Consider the following 16,277-nt stretch of genomic DNA (forward strand, 5'->3'; position numbering starts at 1 on the left):
TGCGCTCTTAAGCCTTGTTCCTTTGTAAACAGCCTATAGCGGAAATCCACAGAATTGTTTTTTCTATGGAGACCCATGAACCCAGTGTTCACGGGACATTTTTTTACTTGCTTATTCTTTGTATTAGGAAAATATTAGTGAATTGTGAAAAGAATAAGGTATAATGGAATAACCAGTTGGTGGGGGGATGAGAATAAATGAAAAAAATCCTAATAAAGTGGAGAGAATGGAGAAATCATAAGTATCTCCCTTTCATCGTCACTATTATTACAGCCATATGCTTGTTCTTTTTATTAATCGGAAATGTAAAGGAAAGTAAGTATGATTTTCAGCTGTTCCAGCTTTCACCTGATACGATCAGAGCAGTTAAAACAATGGAAGACTCCGTTAAAACAGAGGAAGAACGTAAAAAAACGGAGCAGGAGGTTCCAGTTGTTTATCAATTTCAAGACGAAACCGCTGCTAATCAAGCGGCGATAACAAAGTCGATTTTTGATAGTGTCTTGCATGTAAAAGAAAATGCAAATCCAGAAGAAGATACAACAGCTACTCTAGTAGGCAAACTGAAAAAAGATATGGAAGAATTGGCAGAGAATGCGAGTTATGTACCTCTAAACGATGATATGTTAGCTATATTAATAAAACAAAATAATATCATTTTAGATGATTCAAAAACAAAGTTATCCGAAATTGTGGAGACAAGTTTAAGTGAACCAATTCGTTCGGAAAATATAGCCATTACAAAAGAGAAAATTGGTCAGCAAGTAAATAACGCTTTTATTTATTCGCAGGATTATAAAAATGTACTCGTTAGTATTGCAAAAACCTCCATTGTTGCAACTGAGGTAGTAAATGAGAGTCTAACAGAGGAACGGATAGAACAGGCTAAAGCAAGCGTTGAGCCAACTCGTATACTTCAGGGGCAAATACTTGTTCAAAAGGGTGAAATTGTTGATAGAGAGGTCTATCGCCAGCTTGAGTTGCTAGGAATGCTTACAAATAAGGCTTCATATAAGCCATATCTTGGGGTAGCTTTATTTGTCGGACTAACGATGTGGGTGTTATTCGGACAAACAATTGTAAGAAAAGAAAAAACTCTTAACAACTCCAAAAATTTAATCGTTGTTGCTTTTAGTGTCATTTTATCAGTACTTATGATGAATGTGATTCAGACTGTAGCGTATAATTTTGATGTAATTATAGTGTTTTTATTTCCTACAGCGATGGTTGCCATGCTTGTTTATTTATTGGTAAATGAACGTGCAGCTTATATTTCGAATTTTGTGTCTGCCGCATATGCTGGTATTATCTTTCAAGAAGGCTATACAAACGTATTTCAAATGGAAGCTTCGTTATACATATTATTTGGAGGGGTCGCGGGTATTTTTGCGTTGCAACGAATGCATACAAATTCCCAAATATTACGCTCTAGTCTAATCGTTTCTTCTATAAATATTGTGTTTATCATATTTTATTTATTGATGACGAAGGCTTCCTATGAATTTACAGATATATTATTTTATATTGGAGCAGCTATGCTGTCTGGGGTACTATCTGGTGCTATGACTATTGGAATACTACCATTCTTTGAATCTTTCTTTGGCATACTATCTACTATGAGACTCATTGAATTATCCAATCCTAACCATCCTTTGTTGAAGAAAATATTAACCGAGACACCCGGCACATATCACCACAGTTTAATGGTGGCAAATTTAGCGGAAGCTGCTTGTGAAGTAGTTGGTGCTAATGGATTACTCGCACGAGTTGGTTGTTATTATCATGATATAGGGAAAACAAATCGACCTGGATTTTTCATAGAAAATCAAGTAAATGGTTATAATCCACATGATAATTTGTCTCCAGAAGCAAGCAGAGATATTATTATTGCACATGCGGTGGATGGTGCGAAGATTTTGCGGAAACATAAATTACCGAAAGAAATCATAGATGTAGCGGCGCAGCATCATGGGACGAGTTTGTTGAAATTCTTTTATTTTAAAGAAAAAGAGACGAATAGTAATGTAAAAGAAGAGCAATACCGTTACCCAGGTCCAAAACCGCAAACAAAAGAAATCGCGATTATTTCTGTAGCTGATAGTGTAGAGGCGGCTGTTCGCTCGATGAAAGAGCCAAATGCTGATAAAATTCAAATAATGATACAGTCTATTATTAAAGATAAACTATTAGATGGCCAATTCGATGAATGCGATCTATCTTTAAAGGAAATAAAGAAAATGGAAGAAAGTTTTTGTACAACGATGAATGGAACATTCCACTCGCGGATTGAATATCCCGAATAATGAAGTGAGGAGCTAAAAATATGCTAGAACTAGATTTAATGGATGAGACAAACTCTGTACCCGAGGAGACCATAGCTCTTGTAGGAAAAGTATTGCAGTCAGCTGGAGAACAGCTTTCAGTTAAAGAAGGCAGTGAGGTTAGTGTGACATTTGTGTCAAATGATGCTATCCAAGAGATTAATAAAACATATCGCAACAAGGATGTTCCAACCGATGTTATCTCCTTTGCTATGGAGGAAATGGGTGAGGGAGAAATAGAAATTTTGGACGCTGATATTCCGAGTATGTTAGGAGATATTATCATTTCTGTACAGCGTGCAACGGAGCAAGCAGAGGCTTATGCACATTCTTTTGAACGAGAGTTATGCTTTTTAGCGGTTCACGGATTCTTACATTTATTGGGTTATGATCATAGGACGGAAAAGCAAGAAAAAGAAATGTTTGGCTTACAAGAATCTATTCTACAGGCTTTTGGGTTAAAACGTGAAGGCCATGAACTTTCGTAAATTTTTTCGTTCGTTTAAATATGCCGCAAATGGAATTTATCAAGCAGTAAAAAGTGAACAAAATTTTCGGTTTCATGTATTTTCTGCAATAGTTGTTGCGATAGTCGCATGGATGACAGGTTTATCGCGAATAGAGTGGATAATCATTGTTGTATCGATTTTTGGTATGTTCATGATAGAATTAGTAAATGCGTCCATAGAACGTGTCGTCGATTTGGTGACGCCGGAATTACACCCATTAGCTAAACAAGCAAAAGACTTAGCAGCTGGAGCATGCTTAGTATATGCTATTTGTACGGTAATTGTTGGTTTAATCATATTTATCCCGAAATGGTCGGGTATCATATTATAGAGGTGAATTAGTTGAATAAAGAAATGTTATTAGAAGCATCCAAAACTGCAAGAGAGAAAGCGTATGTTCCCTATTCGAAATTCCCAGTGGGGGCAGCACTTTTAACAAAAGATGGAGAAGTAATTCATGGCTGTAATATTGAAAATGCATCATTTGGATTAACAAACTGTGCAGAGCGCACTGCAATCTTTAAGGCAGTGTCGGAAGGGAAAAAAGAGTTCGCTGCTATTGCTATTTCAGGCGATACAGAAGGACCCATTTCTCCATGTGGAGCATGCAGACAAGTCTTAGCTGAATTTTGTGATAAAGATATGCCTGTTTACTTAACAAACTTAAAGGGAAATGTATTGGAAACAACGGTTGCAGAATTATTACCTGGAGCCTTTACAACGGAGGATTTAGATTATGCTGCAAAACAATGAGAATTATAAATCAGGATTTATATCGATAATAGGTAGACCAAATGTAGGGAAATCTACATTTTTAAATCGTGTAATTGGGCAAAAAATTGCTATTATGAGTGATAAGCCTCAAACAACTCGGAACAAAGTACAAGGCGTGCTAACTTTAGAAAACAGTCAAATGATTTTCATCGACACACCCGGGATTCATATTCCAAAACATAAGCTAGGCGACTTTATGCTTAAGGTTGCTAAAAACACGCTTCGTGAAGTAGATGTAATTATGTTTATGGTAAACGCAGTTGAACCAAGAGGGAAAATTGATGAGTATATTATGGAAATGCTAGAAAAAAATGAAACACCAGTATTTCTTGTGATCAATAAAATTGACCAGGTTCATCCTGAAAAATTAGTTGATATTATTGAATCCTATACAAAAAAATATGACTTCGCGGAAATTCTTCCAATTTCTGCTCTACAAGGTAATAACGTTGATAAACTACTTGAAACAATTCAATCGTATTTACCACAAGGACCACAATACTATCCTGCCGATCAAGTAACGGATCACCCAGAGCGATTTATTATTTCGGAGCTAATTCGTGAAAAAGTTTTACATTTAACAAGAGAAGAAATTCCACATTCAATTGCTGTTGTAATTGATAAAATTAAAAAAGAAGAAGATACGGAAAAAGATATGATTCGTGTTTCTGCAACGATTGTAGTAGAAAGAGATTCTCAAAAAGGAATTGTCATTGGTAAAAAAGGTGCCTTACTTAAAGAAGTTGGGACAAGAGCGCGTAAAGACATCGAAATGCTTTTAGGAACAAATGTGTACTTAGAGCTTTGGGTAAAGGTACAAAAAGATTGGCGTAATAAATCAGCCCATTTGAAGGATTATGGTTTTAGAGACGACGAGTACTAAGAAAGAAGGGAAGGCAATTGCTACAAAAAGTAGAGGGTATTGTCTTACGAGCTTCTTCTTATGGCGAATCCAATAAAATCGTTACCATTTTTTCACGTGAATTGGGGAAGCGAGCAGCTATGGCTCGAGGGGCAAAAAAACCAACGAGTCGATTAGCTTCCATTTCTCAGCCCTTTACTTACGGCTATTTTTTGATTCAGCAGGGAAGAGGAATGGGGACTTTACAGCAAGGTGAAATTATTGACTCCATGCGATCTATTCGAGAAGATATTTTTGCTACAGCATATGCAAGTTTTATAATGGAATTAGTAGATAAGTTAATCGATGATGAATCGCCGAAGCCGCAGTTATTTGAAATCTTGCAGCAGGCGTTACATGCGATTTCAGAGGAATATGATCCAGAGGCAATTAGTTTGTTTGTGGAATGGAAGCTTCTCCCGACCGCAGGTATTTATCCAACTCTTCACCAATGTACCAATTGCGGCGCAACAGATGGAGAATTTGCTTTTTCCTTTTCTCAAATTGGATTTCTGTGCCACCGATGTTTTTCAATTGACCCATATATTATAAGACTTTCCCCATCTCAAGTGAAACTTATCCGAACCTTTTATACAGTTCCTATAGATCAAGTAGGTAAGCTGACTCTAAAAAAAGAAACAAAGGGCTTTATCAAAAAGATTGTTCGAACTATTTATAGTGAACAAGTCGGAATACGATTAAAGTCACAAAATTTTTTAGATCAAATGGAAAAAACCCCAGAATTTTTTACACCACGAAAAGAAGATCCAAGTCCTGAAGAAGAATAATTCTTTGGACTTGGATTTTTTCGTTGTACTAAAAAAGCAATATGGTGTTTCAGAGGAGAATTGACACTAAGATTTCCGTTTCACGAGGCCGCTTTCCGCTGGCGAGGCTGAGCCTCCTCGTTCGCTTCGCTCCCTGCGGGGTCTCGACTTTCTCACTGTTCCCACTGGAGTCGCCGAGTTACACTACAATCAATAGGCGAGTAGATTTAAACTTTAAGATTTATCGAGATAATTATTAAAAGAACAATGATTGCAGAAGGTATTTTGAAGTGATAGTTATACTGTGATTTCCGTTTCACGCGGACGCTTTCCGCGGGCGAGGCCGAGCCTCCGCGTTCGCTACGCTCCCTGTGGGGTCTCGACTTTCTCGCTGTTCCCGCTGGAGTCGCCGCGTTACACTTCAATCAATAGGCGAGTAAATCTTAACTTTAAGATTGAGCAAAGTAAGTGTTTTAAGTACGATGAAACAAATCAAAAGTTATGCAACACAAAATAGATGAATAAATCATAGCTTAAGCAGCAGCACACATCCGTGTAGAAGGCATCCCAATGGATTCATCTATCTTAATTGACAGTTACTTGCTTTGAATCGGTGGATACTTGCGTTCATGTGGATATTACTTGCGCTGCCCAACAGGTTACTTGCGATTATTAGTTATTTAGTTGCGCTTAGAGATGACTTACTTGCGGAATGGAAAACTTGACCATTAATTTTAAGGGTTTTATATATTTCAAATGCATTATCGCGTCATTTTAGAAGCTGATTTCTGAATTACCACTGATAGCTAGGATGTGCACCTCCCAAGCCGCAAGAGCGCGAAGAATGAGACTTCAAAAAGGATGAAGTAGTGATAGCGACCATCCTTGAAGGCTCATGCGTAGCGTGCGGCACCGCACATCCGTGTAGAAGCATATACATGGATTCATCACTCTTTTTTAAATTGGCAAAGCAAAACGCAAGAATGTTGTTCGAGGTGGTGAACAACATTCTTGCGTTTATTTTTAACAATCACTCAAAAGTGACTTAATATCAAAATTGTAAATGATTTTCGATATATGCTTTTACATCAGCAATTGGCATTCTTGTTTGTTCCATGGAATCACGGTGACGAACAGTTACTTGGCCATCTGTTTCTGAATCGAAGTCATATGTGATACAGAATGGAGTGCCTATTTCATCTTGTCTACGGTAACGTTTACCGATAGATTGAGATTCATCATAGTCAACCATGAAGTGCTTACTTAAATCTGAGAATAAAGCTGTTGCACCTTCAGACAATTTTTTAGATAGTGGTAAAATTGCTGCTTTAACTGGTGCTAATGCAGGGTGGAAGCGTAATACAGTACGAATGTCGCCACCTTCTAATTCTTCCTCATCAAATGCTTCACAAAGAAATGCTAATGTAACACGGTCTGCTCCTAGTGATGGTTCGATACAATATGGTACATAACGTTCGTTTGTTAACGGATCAATATAATTGAAATCTTCCCCAGAATGCTCCATATGCTGTTTTAGATCAAAGTCAGTTCTATCTGCAATACCCCATAGCTCACCCCAACCGAATGGGAATTTATATTCGATATCTGTTGTTGCGTTTGAGTAATGAGAAAGTTCATCTTCTGAATGGTCACGTAAACGAATGCTATCCTCAGATACACCTAATTTTAATAGCCATTCTTTACAATAATTACGCCAGAATTCAAACCATTCCATATCTTCGCCAGGCTTGCAGAAGAATTCTAGTTCCATTTGTTCGAACTCTCTTGTACGGAATGTGAAGTTACCTGGTGTAATTTCGTTACGGAAACTTTTACCTACCTGTGCAATTCCGAAAGGCATTTTTTTGCGCATAGAGCGTTGAACATTTTTATAATTTACAAAAATACCTTGGGCAGTTTCAGGACGTAAGAAGATTTCATTTGTAGAAGCTTCTGTTACGCCTTGGAACGTTTTGAACATTAAGTTGAATTGGCGGATTTCTGTGTAATCGAATGCACCACATGATGGACAAACAACATTATGTTCTTTCATTATTTCTTCCATTTTCTCGAATGAAAGACCGTCAATTACCATTTCAATACCTTTTTTGTCTAGTGCATCTTCAATAATTTTATCGACGCGATGACGTGATTTACATTTTTTACAGTCAATCATTGGATCATTAAAGTTCCCAATATGACCAGATGCTACCCAAGTTTTTGGATTCATCAAAATAGCTGCATCTAAACCTACGTTATAAGGTGATTCTTGAACAAATTTTTTCCACCAAGCTTTTTTGATGTTATTTTTTAGTTCCACACCAAGGGGACCGTAATCCCATGTATTAGCTAGACCTCCATAAATTTCCGACCCAGGAAATACAAAACCTCTTTGTTTCGCTAAACTAACTACGTTTTCCATTGTAATTGTCATTTGAAAAACCTCCATAAAATTTTGTGATAAAACCCGGAAAACAAAAAAACTCGTCTCCGGGCAATAAATGCCCGGGGACGAGTTATTAACCCGCGGTTCCACCCCGATTGATTGTTAAAAAACAATCCTCTTTAAAAGCATAAGCTCCGAGCTGCCGTTTTCCTACAATGTGGGCTTTCACTAACCCCACTCGCTTAAGATGTAGTACTTATAATGCTCTTCAACACTTTATTATTTGTAGCTATTGTATCACGAGCTACTTTACTTCGCAATCATCTTGGAAATAGTATATAATAATTCAGTATGAATTATTACCTTGTCCCTTAGAGTACTGTAGTATCAAGGGTTAGAAGTATCATTTTGAAAATCTCCTCCCAAAACCTCCCCCAGTATATCAATAAAATGAGATAGCATCCCCAAATAATTGAACTGATTCTTTTTCTAATTCGTTCAAATTGTGTCCATAAACATTGTAAATCAATTCAGAAGTATTTCCTAAACGATCAGCAATTGTTACGACTGGAACCCTTTGTTTAATTAATATAGTTGCATGCGAATGTCTTAGACCGTGTGGAATAATTCGCTTTAGGTTATTCTTTTCAGAAATTCGATCTAAAACTTTTTTTAGTGAGTTAGCTAAAAGGCCATTTCCCGATCTGGGTCCGATAAAAACTAATGTTTCATTATCAAACGGAAGACCGCAAGACATTCTTACTTCAATATACCATTTACGATAAGTTTTTAATTGATTTAGAACTATATCATCAATTAATATCGTTCTGTAGCTGCGCTTAGTTTTTGGGGTTCTTACGCCGTGCTGATCTCTAGTACATTCAATTTAACAGTTTTTTCTTCAAAATTTATGTGTTTCCATTGAAGTCCTAAAGCTTCTCCATTTCTCGCTCCTGTATATGCTAGCAAAAGAATGTAAGAATAATTCCATATGCCTTCAGTGTCTCTAACAATGGATAAAAATACACTTAATTCCTCCGGCGTATAAAAATTTTCTTTTGGGTCTGCTTGAGGTAGTGGGATATTAGAGAAACGATTTTTGGTTATAATCTCATTATTTACAGCAGCTTGTATTGCAGTCTTGAACATACTGTGTAAATTAAAGACAGTACCTGGTTTGTAAGTTTCTAAGAGTTTATTTATTAATTTTCTTATATACGTACTTCGGTCTAACTCCGAAATTTTATAGGGCCCTAATAAAGGTTTAACATGTTTGTTCATTGCAATAGCTCTATTGTATAAAGTAGAATCTTCCCAATGTTTGTTTGTGTCTAACCAAACATCAATCCACTCTGAGATGGTCATATTTGCATTGGAGACCTGTTTAACATCCCCATTGACTATTTGAGTGCGAACCTCTAATAACGCTCTGTACGCTTCCTTTTCGGTCTTAAACGCTTGCTTCAGTTTTTCTCTTCTATTACCTAATGCATCGTAGTATCTATGACGATATGCATACAATTTTTCTTTTTTGGCATTAAAATAATAGAATAACTCTGAATCTTTTTTTAGTTTATGCATTTTTGGTTTTTTTGTCATATATAATTCCCTTTCAAACGTTGACAGGCGTTGTAGAGGGGGATTTAATTAACAAATTGACATCACTCCTTTCAAATTGGGTACAAATGTTCTATTTAGTCGTAAATTTTTTTACCATTCTAGGCTTTTCAGAACTGACCAAGTAAGTAATCGGTAGATACATCGAAAAAATCGGTTACTTTGATTAAATTACTTCCTTTAGGAGTAATTTTCTTCCAAGAATAAAGTGATGCTGACTTTGAAATACATCATTTAGATGGATCCATAGAAACGATAGATGTTAAAGGAATCGAAACAACAGACTTTGCAATCAAACGGAAATTATTCGAAAAGAAGTTTCCTCACAAAACATTACTAGCATTCTCGCAAATTGATGGTGGATGGATCGAACTGGATAAGCTGAAAGCGGTCAGACGGAAACGTAAGAAAGCTAAGTCTTTGGAGAAAATGCTTTTGCGATAAGATACTTATGACACAAATTGCGTTGTAACTAAAAATAAAAGGCATATCACCTAAGTGAATACACCTGTCAGATAAATTAATCCCAAACACGCACTCTTGGAACTCTTGCCATTCTTAAGTAATCTAGCAATTGCCCAGTATGGACTGACTCATGATAGGGCACTCTTAGCAACATGTCTCCCAAACTTCTTATGTAACCTGAATCAGAACGATCAATTTTAATACTTGTTAAATCTTCTTCAGAAAAAGATTTAATAGTTTCTAAGAAGTCATTTCTAAACGGTTCTGCAAATTTCAATTCCGCATTTACAGTGGAAAAAGGTTGTTTTTCGAAAGGAGAATCAAAGACTGCCAGACTGCCTTGATTTTGTATAGCTAGATGGTAATAATGTTCACTCTCTAAAACATGCCTAATCATCTCTATACAAGTCATTGCTTCGTCATCGGGTTTCCAATGTAGTTTTTCTTGGGGAATCGATGTCCAAACCTTAGTGCTTCTTCTTCGTATTTCGGTGAAATTTAAAAGAATTAAATCAATTGAGTTCATAATTTATTCTCCTTTAATTGGTATGTATTAAATATACACAAAAGAATGTTCGAATAAAAGAGAGCGATTATGGTTAAAACATTACGTCACATTTCGACCATTAGGTGTAGTAAAAAGAGTTGAAAAAATGAAACATATTGTATTTTACTCTGGTGGCATCGGTAGTAGGATGACTGCAAAAATAATAGTAGTGAAGCATGGGAAAGAAAATGTCATTCTATTGTTCACCGACACGCTAATTGAAGATGCTGATTTATATAGATTCATAGATGAAACAGTTAAAGAAATGGATGTCCAGTATGAGTATATTGCAGATGGTAGGACGCCTTGGGAAGTATTCAAAGATGTTAAATGGTTAGGGAATAGCCGACTTGCTCAATGTTCACACCATTTAAAACAAAAGACTGCTGATAGATTGATAAAGGAAAACTTTGAGCCAGATGAATGTATTTTATACCTAGTCATTGATTGGACAGAAGAACATCGTAAGTTAAAGCCAGTAGAAAATTGGGCGCCTTATCAAGTTGAGTTTCCAATGTGGTTAATTGAGCCGTGTGTGTTAGCTGGCAGTCCATTAAATGGAGTTGTATTGGATCTGTTCTTTGGTTCAGGAACTACAGGGTTAGTTTCTTTAAAACATGAGAGAAATTTCGTAGGTGTTGAGATGAATCTAGAGTATATAAAAATAGCAGAAAAACGGTTAAGTGAAGTGCAGCTGGAATTGATACATGAAATGTAGAGTAAATAGTAAAAACTAGAGCCTAGATTTGCATAATCATCAGGCTTCCCAGACTACTTTCGGCTCTAGTTACACCATTATGATCTCAATATTATAAGTTTATGCAATTCGACCATAAATTGAATCAATAAAAAATGGGCAATCAAAATTTAGACTGCCCCAAAAATATTATTCTTCCTTATGTGGAGAGTTTAAGTGTAGTGGTGGAGGAACAAGCCAACCTTTATCTTTGTTTAATCGCAATAGTTTTGCTCCTAATTGAGCTTTACTCAAATGGAACTGACCGTACATTAAAGCAATATCTTCTCTAATACACAGACCCATAGCTTTACTACATGCTACTAAACCAGCAGCGAAATCGATTGAAAGTGCAGCACTAATTTCAGGATCACTAAATCTTGCACCAGGAGGAATGTCCTCTAATCTTGCATCCGGGCGTTCAGGAGGTGCAGGAGGAAGTGCTATACCATTTATTTTTAATATTACTTCTAGTTGCTTGTTTTCATCTTTCATACCTTGAATCGATTCTTCAATAATTTTTTCTAATTCCTTATCACCGGTGTGATTAGTAAATGTTTGATAAGCAGCTATTAATCCATTGTTAGTAGCTATATTGGTCCAAATACTGAACACTTCACCATAATGTAATGGTTCATCTTTTGGGTTTCCACTTAGTATTCCCATAATTGCACTCCCTATCATTATAATAATTTTTCAAGCAAAACTATTATGTGTAAAAGTTAGAAAAGTATTCATTTAGGGTTTGGAAACAATAATTTAGTCATAGTTCGAAAATAAAGCGAGCAACAATTTTGAAATTGTATATTTAAAAAAATGTAGCAATTGGATATATCACCACTTTTATTATCAAGCTAAGCAATATGAAATCGGGGCTTTTAATACTTGTAAAAGGGTGAGAATGAATGCAACGAATATTCCGTGATAAGAAAATTGAAAAAGGTCGCACTCGTAAAAAAATTGAGGACAAGATTGCAGAAAATGAAGGCAGAGGATGGAAGCAAATAAGTGACATAAAAGAAGACTATGGAAAATTTCAAGTATTGCTGAAGTTTGAAGTAGATAGAAATTATGAAGTGTAAAGCACAGTACGAACATAAAGTGAACTTCTGATTAATAAGAAATCACTCTTTTATATCTATGTAGAGAAGGTAAGCCTCGATTAAAAAGTCGATATCATTAACAATTTGCTCCCTAATATGGGTAATTTCACATTTATAATAATCATCAACTAAACGATTAACTTCATGAATTAACAACTTCATAGATATTATCTCCTTGGGTCGGGTCTAGTTCTTAAATTAAATTATGTACTATTGAGGAACTACTTGGAAGCCATTCTACAAAGTATGTTATAAACATTCAGCATTCGACTTAATAAGAACATATTGTGCAAATAAGAAGGGAAATAAAGATTGAAAAAAAGTTATTGCTTCATCAACATATTATAATGTAATTTCAGAATTGTGCTCCTGATCCATCAGTAATAATGCGTCTGTTAGAAATTTTAGGTCCGAAAGAATTTGCTCTTTAATTTGCAATTCTGGACATTTGTAATAATCATCTACTAGTTTATTTAGTTCTTTATAAATTAATAAGATAGACACATTTTCACGCTCCGAGTAGTTCATATTTCTTGCCTATCATTATGGAACAAATATTTATGAAATGGAAGGTAATTTCCAAAAAAATGATGTTAGGAAAATTTGGAATCGGTTTAAGTTGAAATATAAAGTTGTGATAGAAGAAGTTATATTGAAAGACCACAGAAGAATAAGAATCTTCGAACTTAAGCGTGACTAAAAAAAGACCCTAATAAGGTCTTGTAATTTTATTTCACTGTTCACATGTTCCGGAAGGAGTAGTAATTCAATAACATTTTGCGCTGAATATGAATATGGAGAATGATTAGGAACAAGTTCATTGAATTGTCTAACAATATCAATGAGATTTTCGAAAAAAAATCATTTAAGTTTATTTCAAATTTTGTCAAAGTGTTCATCTTCATCTTTTTTAGAAGTATGAACTTATCAGATGAAATTTATTCAAATTGCAAATAGGACCAGAGCCTAGATCCGCATAATCAACAGGCTTCCCAACCAAACTGCTTTCGGCTCTGGGTAAAAGTAATATGGGCTATATTGTATTAATTTAAACATGGATTCACTAAAATTCGACTACTTGTTGAAGTTGTTGTTGTGATTGTTGTTTAGCTCTTTATTATTATTTAAATTTTGATCATTTAGGATTTGTTCGTTTAAATTGTCAAAGTTGAAATCCTCACCGAACTCAGATCTATCATTTGGGTTGTTATTATTATTGTTATTTTTATTGCGGTTATTAATGTTGTTGTTGTTGTTTGCCATGACTAATCACCTCCTTGGACACATTAGAATGTTCCAAATGGTTAAGAAAAATACTCGTGATTGATTTTTTATATAAAAAATTTAAACATCAAAAAAAGACCTTCTTTATAAGGTCAAAAATAGGAGGGTTGAGTTATTACAATTCTCTTTTGTCTTTAAGCCTGCTGTACTACTTAGTAATTTTATGCAGGAAAGCAATTTAGTGCTGGGCTAAACGTATGTAAAAAAATTATGGAAATAATCACCTTCTGGAGTGGCAATGGCTCGTTTTACATTAGCGTTAAATAGAACGTTTTCTAATCAGCAAGGGGAAAGAGAAGCTGATTTCATCAACTGTTTAGTATGGAGAAAACAAGCCGAGAACGCAGCTAACTATTTGAAAAAAGTGAATCACAAATGCATTGGAAAAATCTTCATTGTTACTTGGACCGACATTAGGCATGATTATGATTGGTTGAAGCCATATGTTGATAGAGCAATAATTTTTGATGCGGAAGAAGAAAATCCAGAATATCATCAAAGAGTTTTGAATTAATATATTGAATGTCCTTAGCATCCGTTGGGGTGCTTTTTTAGTACAAAAAATAAATTTTAAAGCAAATAGCATAATGAGGTGATGCCATTGATTGAAATCAAAAACAGCAAGCATTTGAGACTACTAAATTGGTAGTCTCTTATACGTAAGTAAGTTTCGAGTTAAAGTGACATTAATGTTAGATTAAACTATTTAATGTCATCATAATCGATGGTTCATTGATATCTTTTTTTCTTATAATAGATGTATAAAGCTTAAAAGGAGAGAGTGTCTTGAATATATCGGAAATAAATAATGATTTATTCAGAATAATTAATGGTCTAGGGAAAGAATTTCAATACATCAATTTACCAATGATTATTGTTGCTAAATATACAGTTTTTTTCTTAGCAATTTTTGTTATTTTGTTCTGGTTTACCAAAAATAAAGAAAATAAAACAATGCTCGTTTGCGCAAGTGTTGCTTTCATTTTGGCTGAAATTATAGGGAAATTTACAGGATTATTGCATTTTAATAACCAACCATTTGCTGTCTTTGCAGATACGAATCAGTTAATAGAAAAAGCAATAGATAATTCTTTTCCTAGCGATCATACTATATTATTCTTTTCATTTTGTATGTCATTTTGGTTGTTTAAAAAAGGGAAATGGATTGTCTGGATTTTATTAGCTATATTAGTCGGCGTTTCACGTATTTGGGTAGGCGTTCATTATCCATTAGATGTTATTGTAGGTGCTTTTATTGGTATTGTTTCTGCAATAATAATTTACTTTACAGTTTCAAAATTAACAATAATAACAACTGTAATTGCTATATACGAATCCATTGAAAAAGAAATCACTAGCAAATTTCGTAAATCTTTAAAATCTAAAGTTTAGATGGGCAAACTAAAGTCATTGTGATTTTGCTAGCAATGAAATTGTCTGTAAAAAATGAAATATTAAGGATACAATGGGGAAAGGGTAATCCGTACTTTAAAAGTCACATCCAATACACATCGTTTGCAAGGGTGGTCGTGGTTCTGGTAAATCATCAGATGTAGCGCATATTATTGTCCAATTGCTTATGCGTTATGCAGTAAATGCATTGGGAATAGGTAAAGTAGATAATACTATCGAAACCTCCATTTTCGAACAAATGAAGTGGGCTATTAATGAGCAAGGTGTAGGTCATTTATTTAAAATAAACAAGTCTCCTATGAGGATTACCTATTACCACGAGGTAATTACATGATTTTTAGGGGTGCTCAAGATCCAACGAGGACCTGGGCAATGCTTCAGGTAAAGCGATGCGATGGTTGGGGGCATATCTTCCTCAATTGTCTGTACACCCACATCAACACTACGCAATGTGGCAGCGGTTGTCTCACCTCTAGCTATAGATGTAAGTAATTCAAGTATCTCCTGTTGGTCAGCTACACGTTCTGACTTTAACTCTTCCATGCGATTCTCTATATAAGATTTTACGTAGAAAACTCAACTCTAATTGTTGAGTTTTTTATTTTGGTGTCGTTCTTGGAACGTTAAACACAGCAAAAGCTAACGCTATTTTTATGTCAAAAAGTTGTTAAAGGTATGATCCTCCTTTTTGTCGAAATGAGTAGATAGAAAGAAGGGGAAATCTTGACTATATTTAAGAATTTACCAGAAAGTTCAATAGCTTATCTAATCACTTTTATTCCAGTTATTGTTTGTAATAAAGCTAGTAATAGACAATTGGGGAATAACAGATTTAGAAAAATTACGCTTAAGCAATATTAAAAAATTTCAAATAGCGTTTACTAAGTACATTTTTATAGGTATAACTTTTGTTGCAACCATGTTTATAATGCTTGTTCTTTCTGATCAGTTCAATGAAATAGAAGGAAATTTGATTTATGGTATGTTAGCAGTTTTCTTCATTATTTTTATTGTCGCTACCTTTATAGCCGAAAAGATAATAACATTTGTCGCTTCGCTACTTTCTTTTAGGTATGAATATCACATCGTAAATGATCAAGGTGAATCTGTTTATAGAATAATAAAGTTGAGTGCGAATAATTCCTTGTTGGTTGAGTGGGACGGTATTGAGGAGTTTTTGGATAGTAAATTAAATAGGCGGTATAAAAAAATTCGGATTAAAGATAATACTCTTGAAGAATTTTATGCCAGTAAAAAGTCGGGAATTTTTATTATTGGACTTTCTATTTTAAGTTTCGGGTTATTTCTTCTTATGGTTTTTACAATTGATTGGTGGCAATTTAGCTTTTTTCTGGCTTTCATTATTGCTCTAGTTTTCACATTAATTCTTTTACTTAATAAAAATGAGTATAAAAAGAATAACATAAGTGAAGCAAACAGCGATATTTAGAGCC

At 34.8% G+C, this 16,277-nt stretch carries 19 protein-coding genes and 3 pseudogenes; 13 read left to right on the top strand and 9 right to left on the bottom strand.

Annotated elements, in window-relative coordinates; all coding sequences use genetic code 11:
* Positions 1–197: 197 nt before the first annotated feature.
* From MKY37_RS19290 to recO, 6 genes are read left to right on the top strand one after another with little or no spacing between them, the layout of a single operon-like run.
* The gene (locus tag MKY37_RS19290; RefSeq protein WP_340779420.1) at positions 198–2,303 is read left to right on the top strand and encodes an HD family phosphohydrolase; all 2,106 of its coding nucleotides are present in this window, start codon (positions 198–200) and stop codon (positions 2,301–2,303) included.
* Positions 2,304–2,323: 20 nt separating this feature from the next.
* A complete protein-coding gene (ybeY, locus tag MKY37_RS19295) occupies positions 2,324–2,809 on the top strand; it encodes an rRNA maturation RNase YbeY (RefSeq protein WP_340779422.1) in 486 nt (161 codons plus the stop codon).
* Positions 2,796–3,161, top strand: coding sequence for a diacylglycerol kinase family protein (locus MKY37_RS19300; RefSeq protein ID WP_340779423.1), 366 nt, complete (start codon positions 2,796–2,798; stop codon positions 3,159–3,161). Before ybeY ends, MKY37_RS19300 begins: the two co-directional genes overlap by 14 nt.
* A gap of 23 nt (positions 3,162–3,184) precedes the next feature.
* Complete coding sequence (locus MKY37_RS19305) at positions 3,185–3,583, top strand: cytidine deaminase (protein ID WP_445323073.1); 399 nt, start codon at positions 3,185–3,187, stop codon at positions 3,581–3,583.
* Positions 3,567–4,487: a GTPase Era gene (era, locus tag MKY37_RS19310; protein WP_090563818.1), complete on the top strand. Its 921-nt coding sequence runs from the start codon at positions 3,567–3,569 to the stop codon at positions 4,485–4,487. The genes MKY37_RS19305 and era overlap by 17 nt, the downstream gene beginning before the upstream one ends.
* 17 nt (positions 4,488–4,504) lie before the next feature.
* A complete protein-coding gene (gene recO / locus MKY37_RS19315; protein ID WP_340779427.1) occupies positions 4,505–5,293 on the top strand; it encodes a DNA repair protein RecO in 789 nt (262 codons plus the stop codon).
* Positions 5,294–6,323: 1,030 nt separating this feature from the next.
* Here the strand turns inward: recO and MKY37_RS19320 are convergent.
* From MKY37_RS19320 to MKY37_RS19330, 3 genes are all read right to left on the bottom strand, one after another.
* A complete protein-coding gene (locus MKY37_RS19320; RefSeq protein ID WP_340779429.1) occupies positions 6,324–7,706 on the bottom strand; it encodes a glycine--tRNA ligase in 1,383 nt (460 codons plus the stop codon).
* Positions 7,707–8,100: 394 nt separating this feature from the next.
* Positions 8,101–8,544, bottom strand: coding sequence for a tyrosine-type recombinase/integrase (locus MKY37_RS19325; RefSeq protein ID WP_340779992.1), 444 nt, complete (start codon positions 8,542–8,544; stop codon positions 8,101–8,103).
* The gene (locus MKY37_RS19330) at positions 8,514–9,257 is read right to left on the bottom strand and encodes a tyrosine-type recombinase/integrase (protein ID WP_340779431.1); all 744 of its coding nucleotides are present in this window, start codon (positions 9,255–9,257) and stop codon (positions 8,514–8,516) included. Before MKY37_RS19330 ends, MKY37_RS19325 begins: the two co-directional genes overlap by 31 nt.
* 243 nt (positions 9,258–9,500) lie before the next feature.
* On the opposite strand from MKY37_RS19330, the gene MKY37_RS19335 reads away from it, so the two are divergent.
* On the top strand, positions 9,501–9,719 hold the full coding sequence (locus MKY37_RS19335) for a DUF1064 domain-containing protein (RefSeq protein WP_445323074.1): 219 nt from the start codon (positions 9,501–9,503) through the stop codon (positions 9,717–9,719).
* Positions 9,720–9,795: 76 nt separating this feature from the next.
* Here the strand turns inward: MKY37_RS19335 and MKY37_RS19340 are convergent, their stop codons facing one another.
* Positions 9,796–10,266: a DinB family protein gene (locus tag MKY37_RS19340; RefSeq protein WP_340779433.1), complete on the bottom strand. Its 471-nt coding sequence runs from the start codon at positions 10,264–10,266 to the stop codon at positions 9,796–9,798.
* Positions 10,267–10,393: 127 nt separating this feature from the next.
* Here MKY37_RS19340 and MKY37_RS19345 point away from each other — a divergent pair, with 127 nt between their 5' ends.
* Positions 10,394–11,005 carry a DNA methyltransferase gene (locus MKY37_RS19345; protein ID WP_340779434.1) on the top strand — a complete coding sequence of 204 codons (612 nt, stop codon included), beginning with the start codon at positions 10,394–10,396 and terminating at the stop codon, positions 11,003–11,005.
* 168 nt (positions 11,006–11,173) lie between these two features.
* Here the strand turns inward: MKY37_RS19345 and MKY37_RS19350 are convergent, their stop codons facing one another.
* Positions 11,174–11,689, bottom strand: coding sequence for a DUF3231 family protein (locus MKY37_RS19350; protein WP_340779435.1), 516 nt, complete (start codon positions 11,687–11,689; stop codon positions 11,174–11,176).
* A 239-nt stretch (positions 11,690–11,928) separates the two neighbouring features.
* On the opposite strand from MKY37_RS19350, the gene MKY37_RS19355 reads away from it, so the two are divergent.
* Positions 11,929–12,105 carry a hypothetical protein gene (locus MKY37_RS19355; RefSeq protein WP_340779437.1) on the top strand — a complete coding sequence of 59 codons (177 nt, stop codon included), beginning with the start codon at positions 11,929–11,931 and terminating at the stop codon, positions 12,103–12,105.
* A gap of 42 nt (positions 12,106–12,147) precedes the next feature.
* On the opposite strand, the gene MKY37_RS19360 is transcribed toward MKY37_RS19355, so the two are convergent.
* The 3 genes from MKY37_RS19360 to MKY37_RS19370 all read right to left on the bottom strand — a co-directional run bounded on the left by MKY37_RS19360 (position 12,148) and on the right by MKY37_RS19370 (position 13,389).
* On the bottom strand, positions 12,148–12,288 hold the full coding sequence (locus MKY37_RS19360; protein ID WP_340779438.1) for a hypothetical protein: 141 nt from the start codon (positions 12,286–12,288) through the stop codon (positions 12,148–12,150).
* 180 nt (positions 12,289–12,468) lie between these two features.
* Positions 12,469–12,630, bottom strand: a complete 162-nt coding sequence (locus MKY37_RS19365; RefSeq protein WP_340779440.1) for a hypothetical protein — start codon at positions 12,628–12,630, stop codon at positions 12,469–12,471.
* 570 nt (positions 12,631–13,200) lie between these two features.
* The gene (locus tag MKY37_RS19370) at positions 13,201–13,389 is read right to left on the bottom strand and encodes a histidinol-phosphatase (protein WP_340779443.1); all 189 of its coding nucleotides are present in this window, start codon (positions 13,387–13,389) and stop codon (positions 13,201–13,203) included.
* Positions 13,390–13,630: 241 nt separating this feature from the next.
* On the opposite strand from MKY37_RS19370, the pseudogene MKY37_RS19375 reads away from it, so the two are divergent.
* From MKY37_RS19375 to MKY37_RS19385, 3 genes and pseudogenes are all read left to right on the top strand, one after another.
* Positions 13,631–13,774, top strand: a pseudogene (locus MKY37_RS19375) (single-stranded DNA-binding protein); the annotation flags it as partial.
* Positions 13,775–14,196: 422 nt separating this feature from the next.
* On the top strand, positions 14,197–14,802 hold the full coding sequence (locus MKY37_RS19380; protein WP_340779445.1) for an undecaprenyl-diphosphatase: 606 nt from the start codon (positions 14,197–14,199) through the stop codon (positions 14,800–14,802).
* 112 nt (positions 14,803–14,914) lie between these two features.
* Positions 14,915–15,186, top strand: a pseudogene (locus MKY37_RS19385) (phage terminase large subunit); the annotation flags it as partial.
* A gap of 96 nt (positions 15,187–15,282) precedes the next feature.
* Here MKY37_RS19385 and MKY37_RS19390 read toward each other — a convergent pair.
* Positions 15,283–15,381, bottom strand: a pseudogene (locus MKY37_RS19390) (terminase small subunit); the annotation flags it as partial.
* A gap of 229 nt (positions 15,382–15,610) precedes the next feature.
* On the opposite strand from MKY37_RS19390, the gene MKY37_RS19395 reads away from it, so the two are divergent.
* Positions 15,611–16,273, top strand: a complete 663-nt coding sequence (locus tag MKY37_RS19395) for a hypothetical protein (protein WP_340779446.1) — start codon at positions 15,611–15,613, stop codon at positions 16,271–16,273.
* The last annotated feature ends 4 nt before the right edge of the window (positions 16,274–16,277 follow it).

Source organism: Psychrobacillus sp. FSL K6-2836, from assembly GCF_038003085.1.
Lineage (GTDB): Bacteria > Bacillota > Bacilli > Bacillales_A > Planococcaceae > Psychrobacillus.

What these genes read in the sequence shown, in the direction of transcription:
- ybeY (WP_340779422.1), top strand. Translation starts at nt 2,324, where the DNA reads ATGCTAGAACTAGATTTAATGGATGAGACAAACTCTGTACCCGAGGAG.
- MKY37_RS19305 (WP_445323073.1), top strand. Translation starts at nt 3,185, where the DNA reads ATGTTATTAGAAGCATCCAAAACTGCAAGAGAGAAAGCGTATGTTCCC.
- MKY37_RS19370 (WP_340779443.1), bottom strand. Translation starts at nt 13,389, where the DNA reads ATGGCAAACAACAACAACAACATTAATAACCGCAATAAAAATAACAAT.
- era (WP_090563818.1), top strand. Translation starts at nt 3,567, where the DNA reads ATGCTGCAAAACAATGAGAATTATAAATCAGGATTTATATCGATAATA.
- MKY37_RS19330 (WP_340779431.1), bottom strand. Translation starts at nt 9,257, where the DNA reads ATGACAAAAAAACCAAAAATGCATAAACTAAAAAAAGATTCAGAGTTA.
- MKY37_RS19290 (WP_340779420.1), top strand. Translation starts at nt 198, where the DNA reads ATGAAAAAAATCCTAATAAAGTGGAGAGAATGGAGAAATCATAAGTAT.
- MKY37_RS19300 (WP_340779423.1), top strand. Translation starts at nt 2,796, where the DNA reads ATGAACTTTCGTAAATTTTTTCGTTCGTTTAAATATGCCGCAAATGGA.
- MKY37_RS19340 (WP_340779433.1), bottom strand. Translation starts at nt 10,266, where the DNA reads ATGAACTCAATTGATTTAATTCTTTTAAATTTCACCGAAATACGAAGA.
- MKY37_RS19355 (WP_340779437.1), top strand. Translation starts at nt 11,929, where the DNA reads ATGCAACGAATATTCCGTGATAAGAAAATTGAAAAAGGTCGCACTCGT.
- MKY37_RS19350 (WP_340779435.1), bottom strand. Translation starts at nt 11,689, where the DNA reads ATGGGAATACTAAGTGGAAACCCAAAAGATGAACCATTACATTATGGT.
- MKY37_RS19320 (WP_340779429.1), bottom strand. Translation starts at nt 7,706, where the DNA reads ATGACAATTACAATGGAAAACGTAGTTAGTTTAGCGAAACAAAGAGGT.
- MKY37_RS19360 (WP_340779438.1), bottom strand. Translation starts at nt 12,288, where the DNA reads ATGAAGTTGTTAATTCATGAAGTTAATCGTTTAGTTGATGATTATTAT.
- MKY37_RS19345 (WP_340779434.1), top strand. Translation starts at nt 10,394, where the DNA reads ATGAAACATATTGTATTTTACTCTGGTGGCATCGGTAGTAGGATGACT.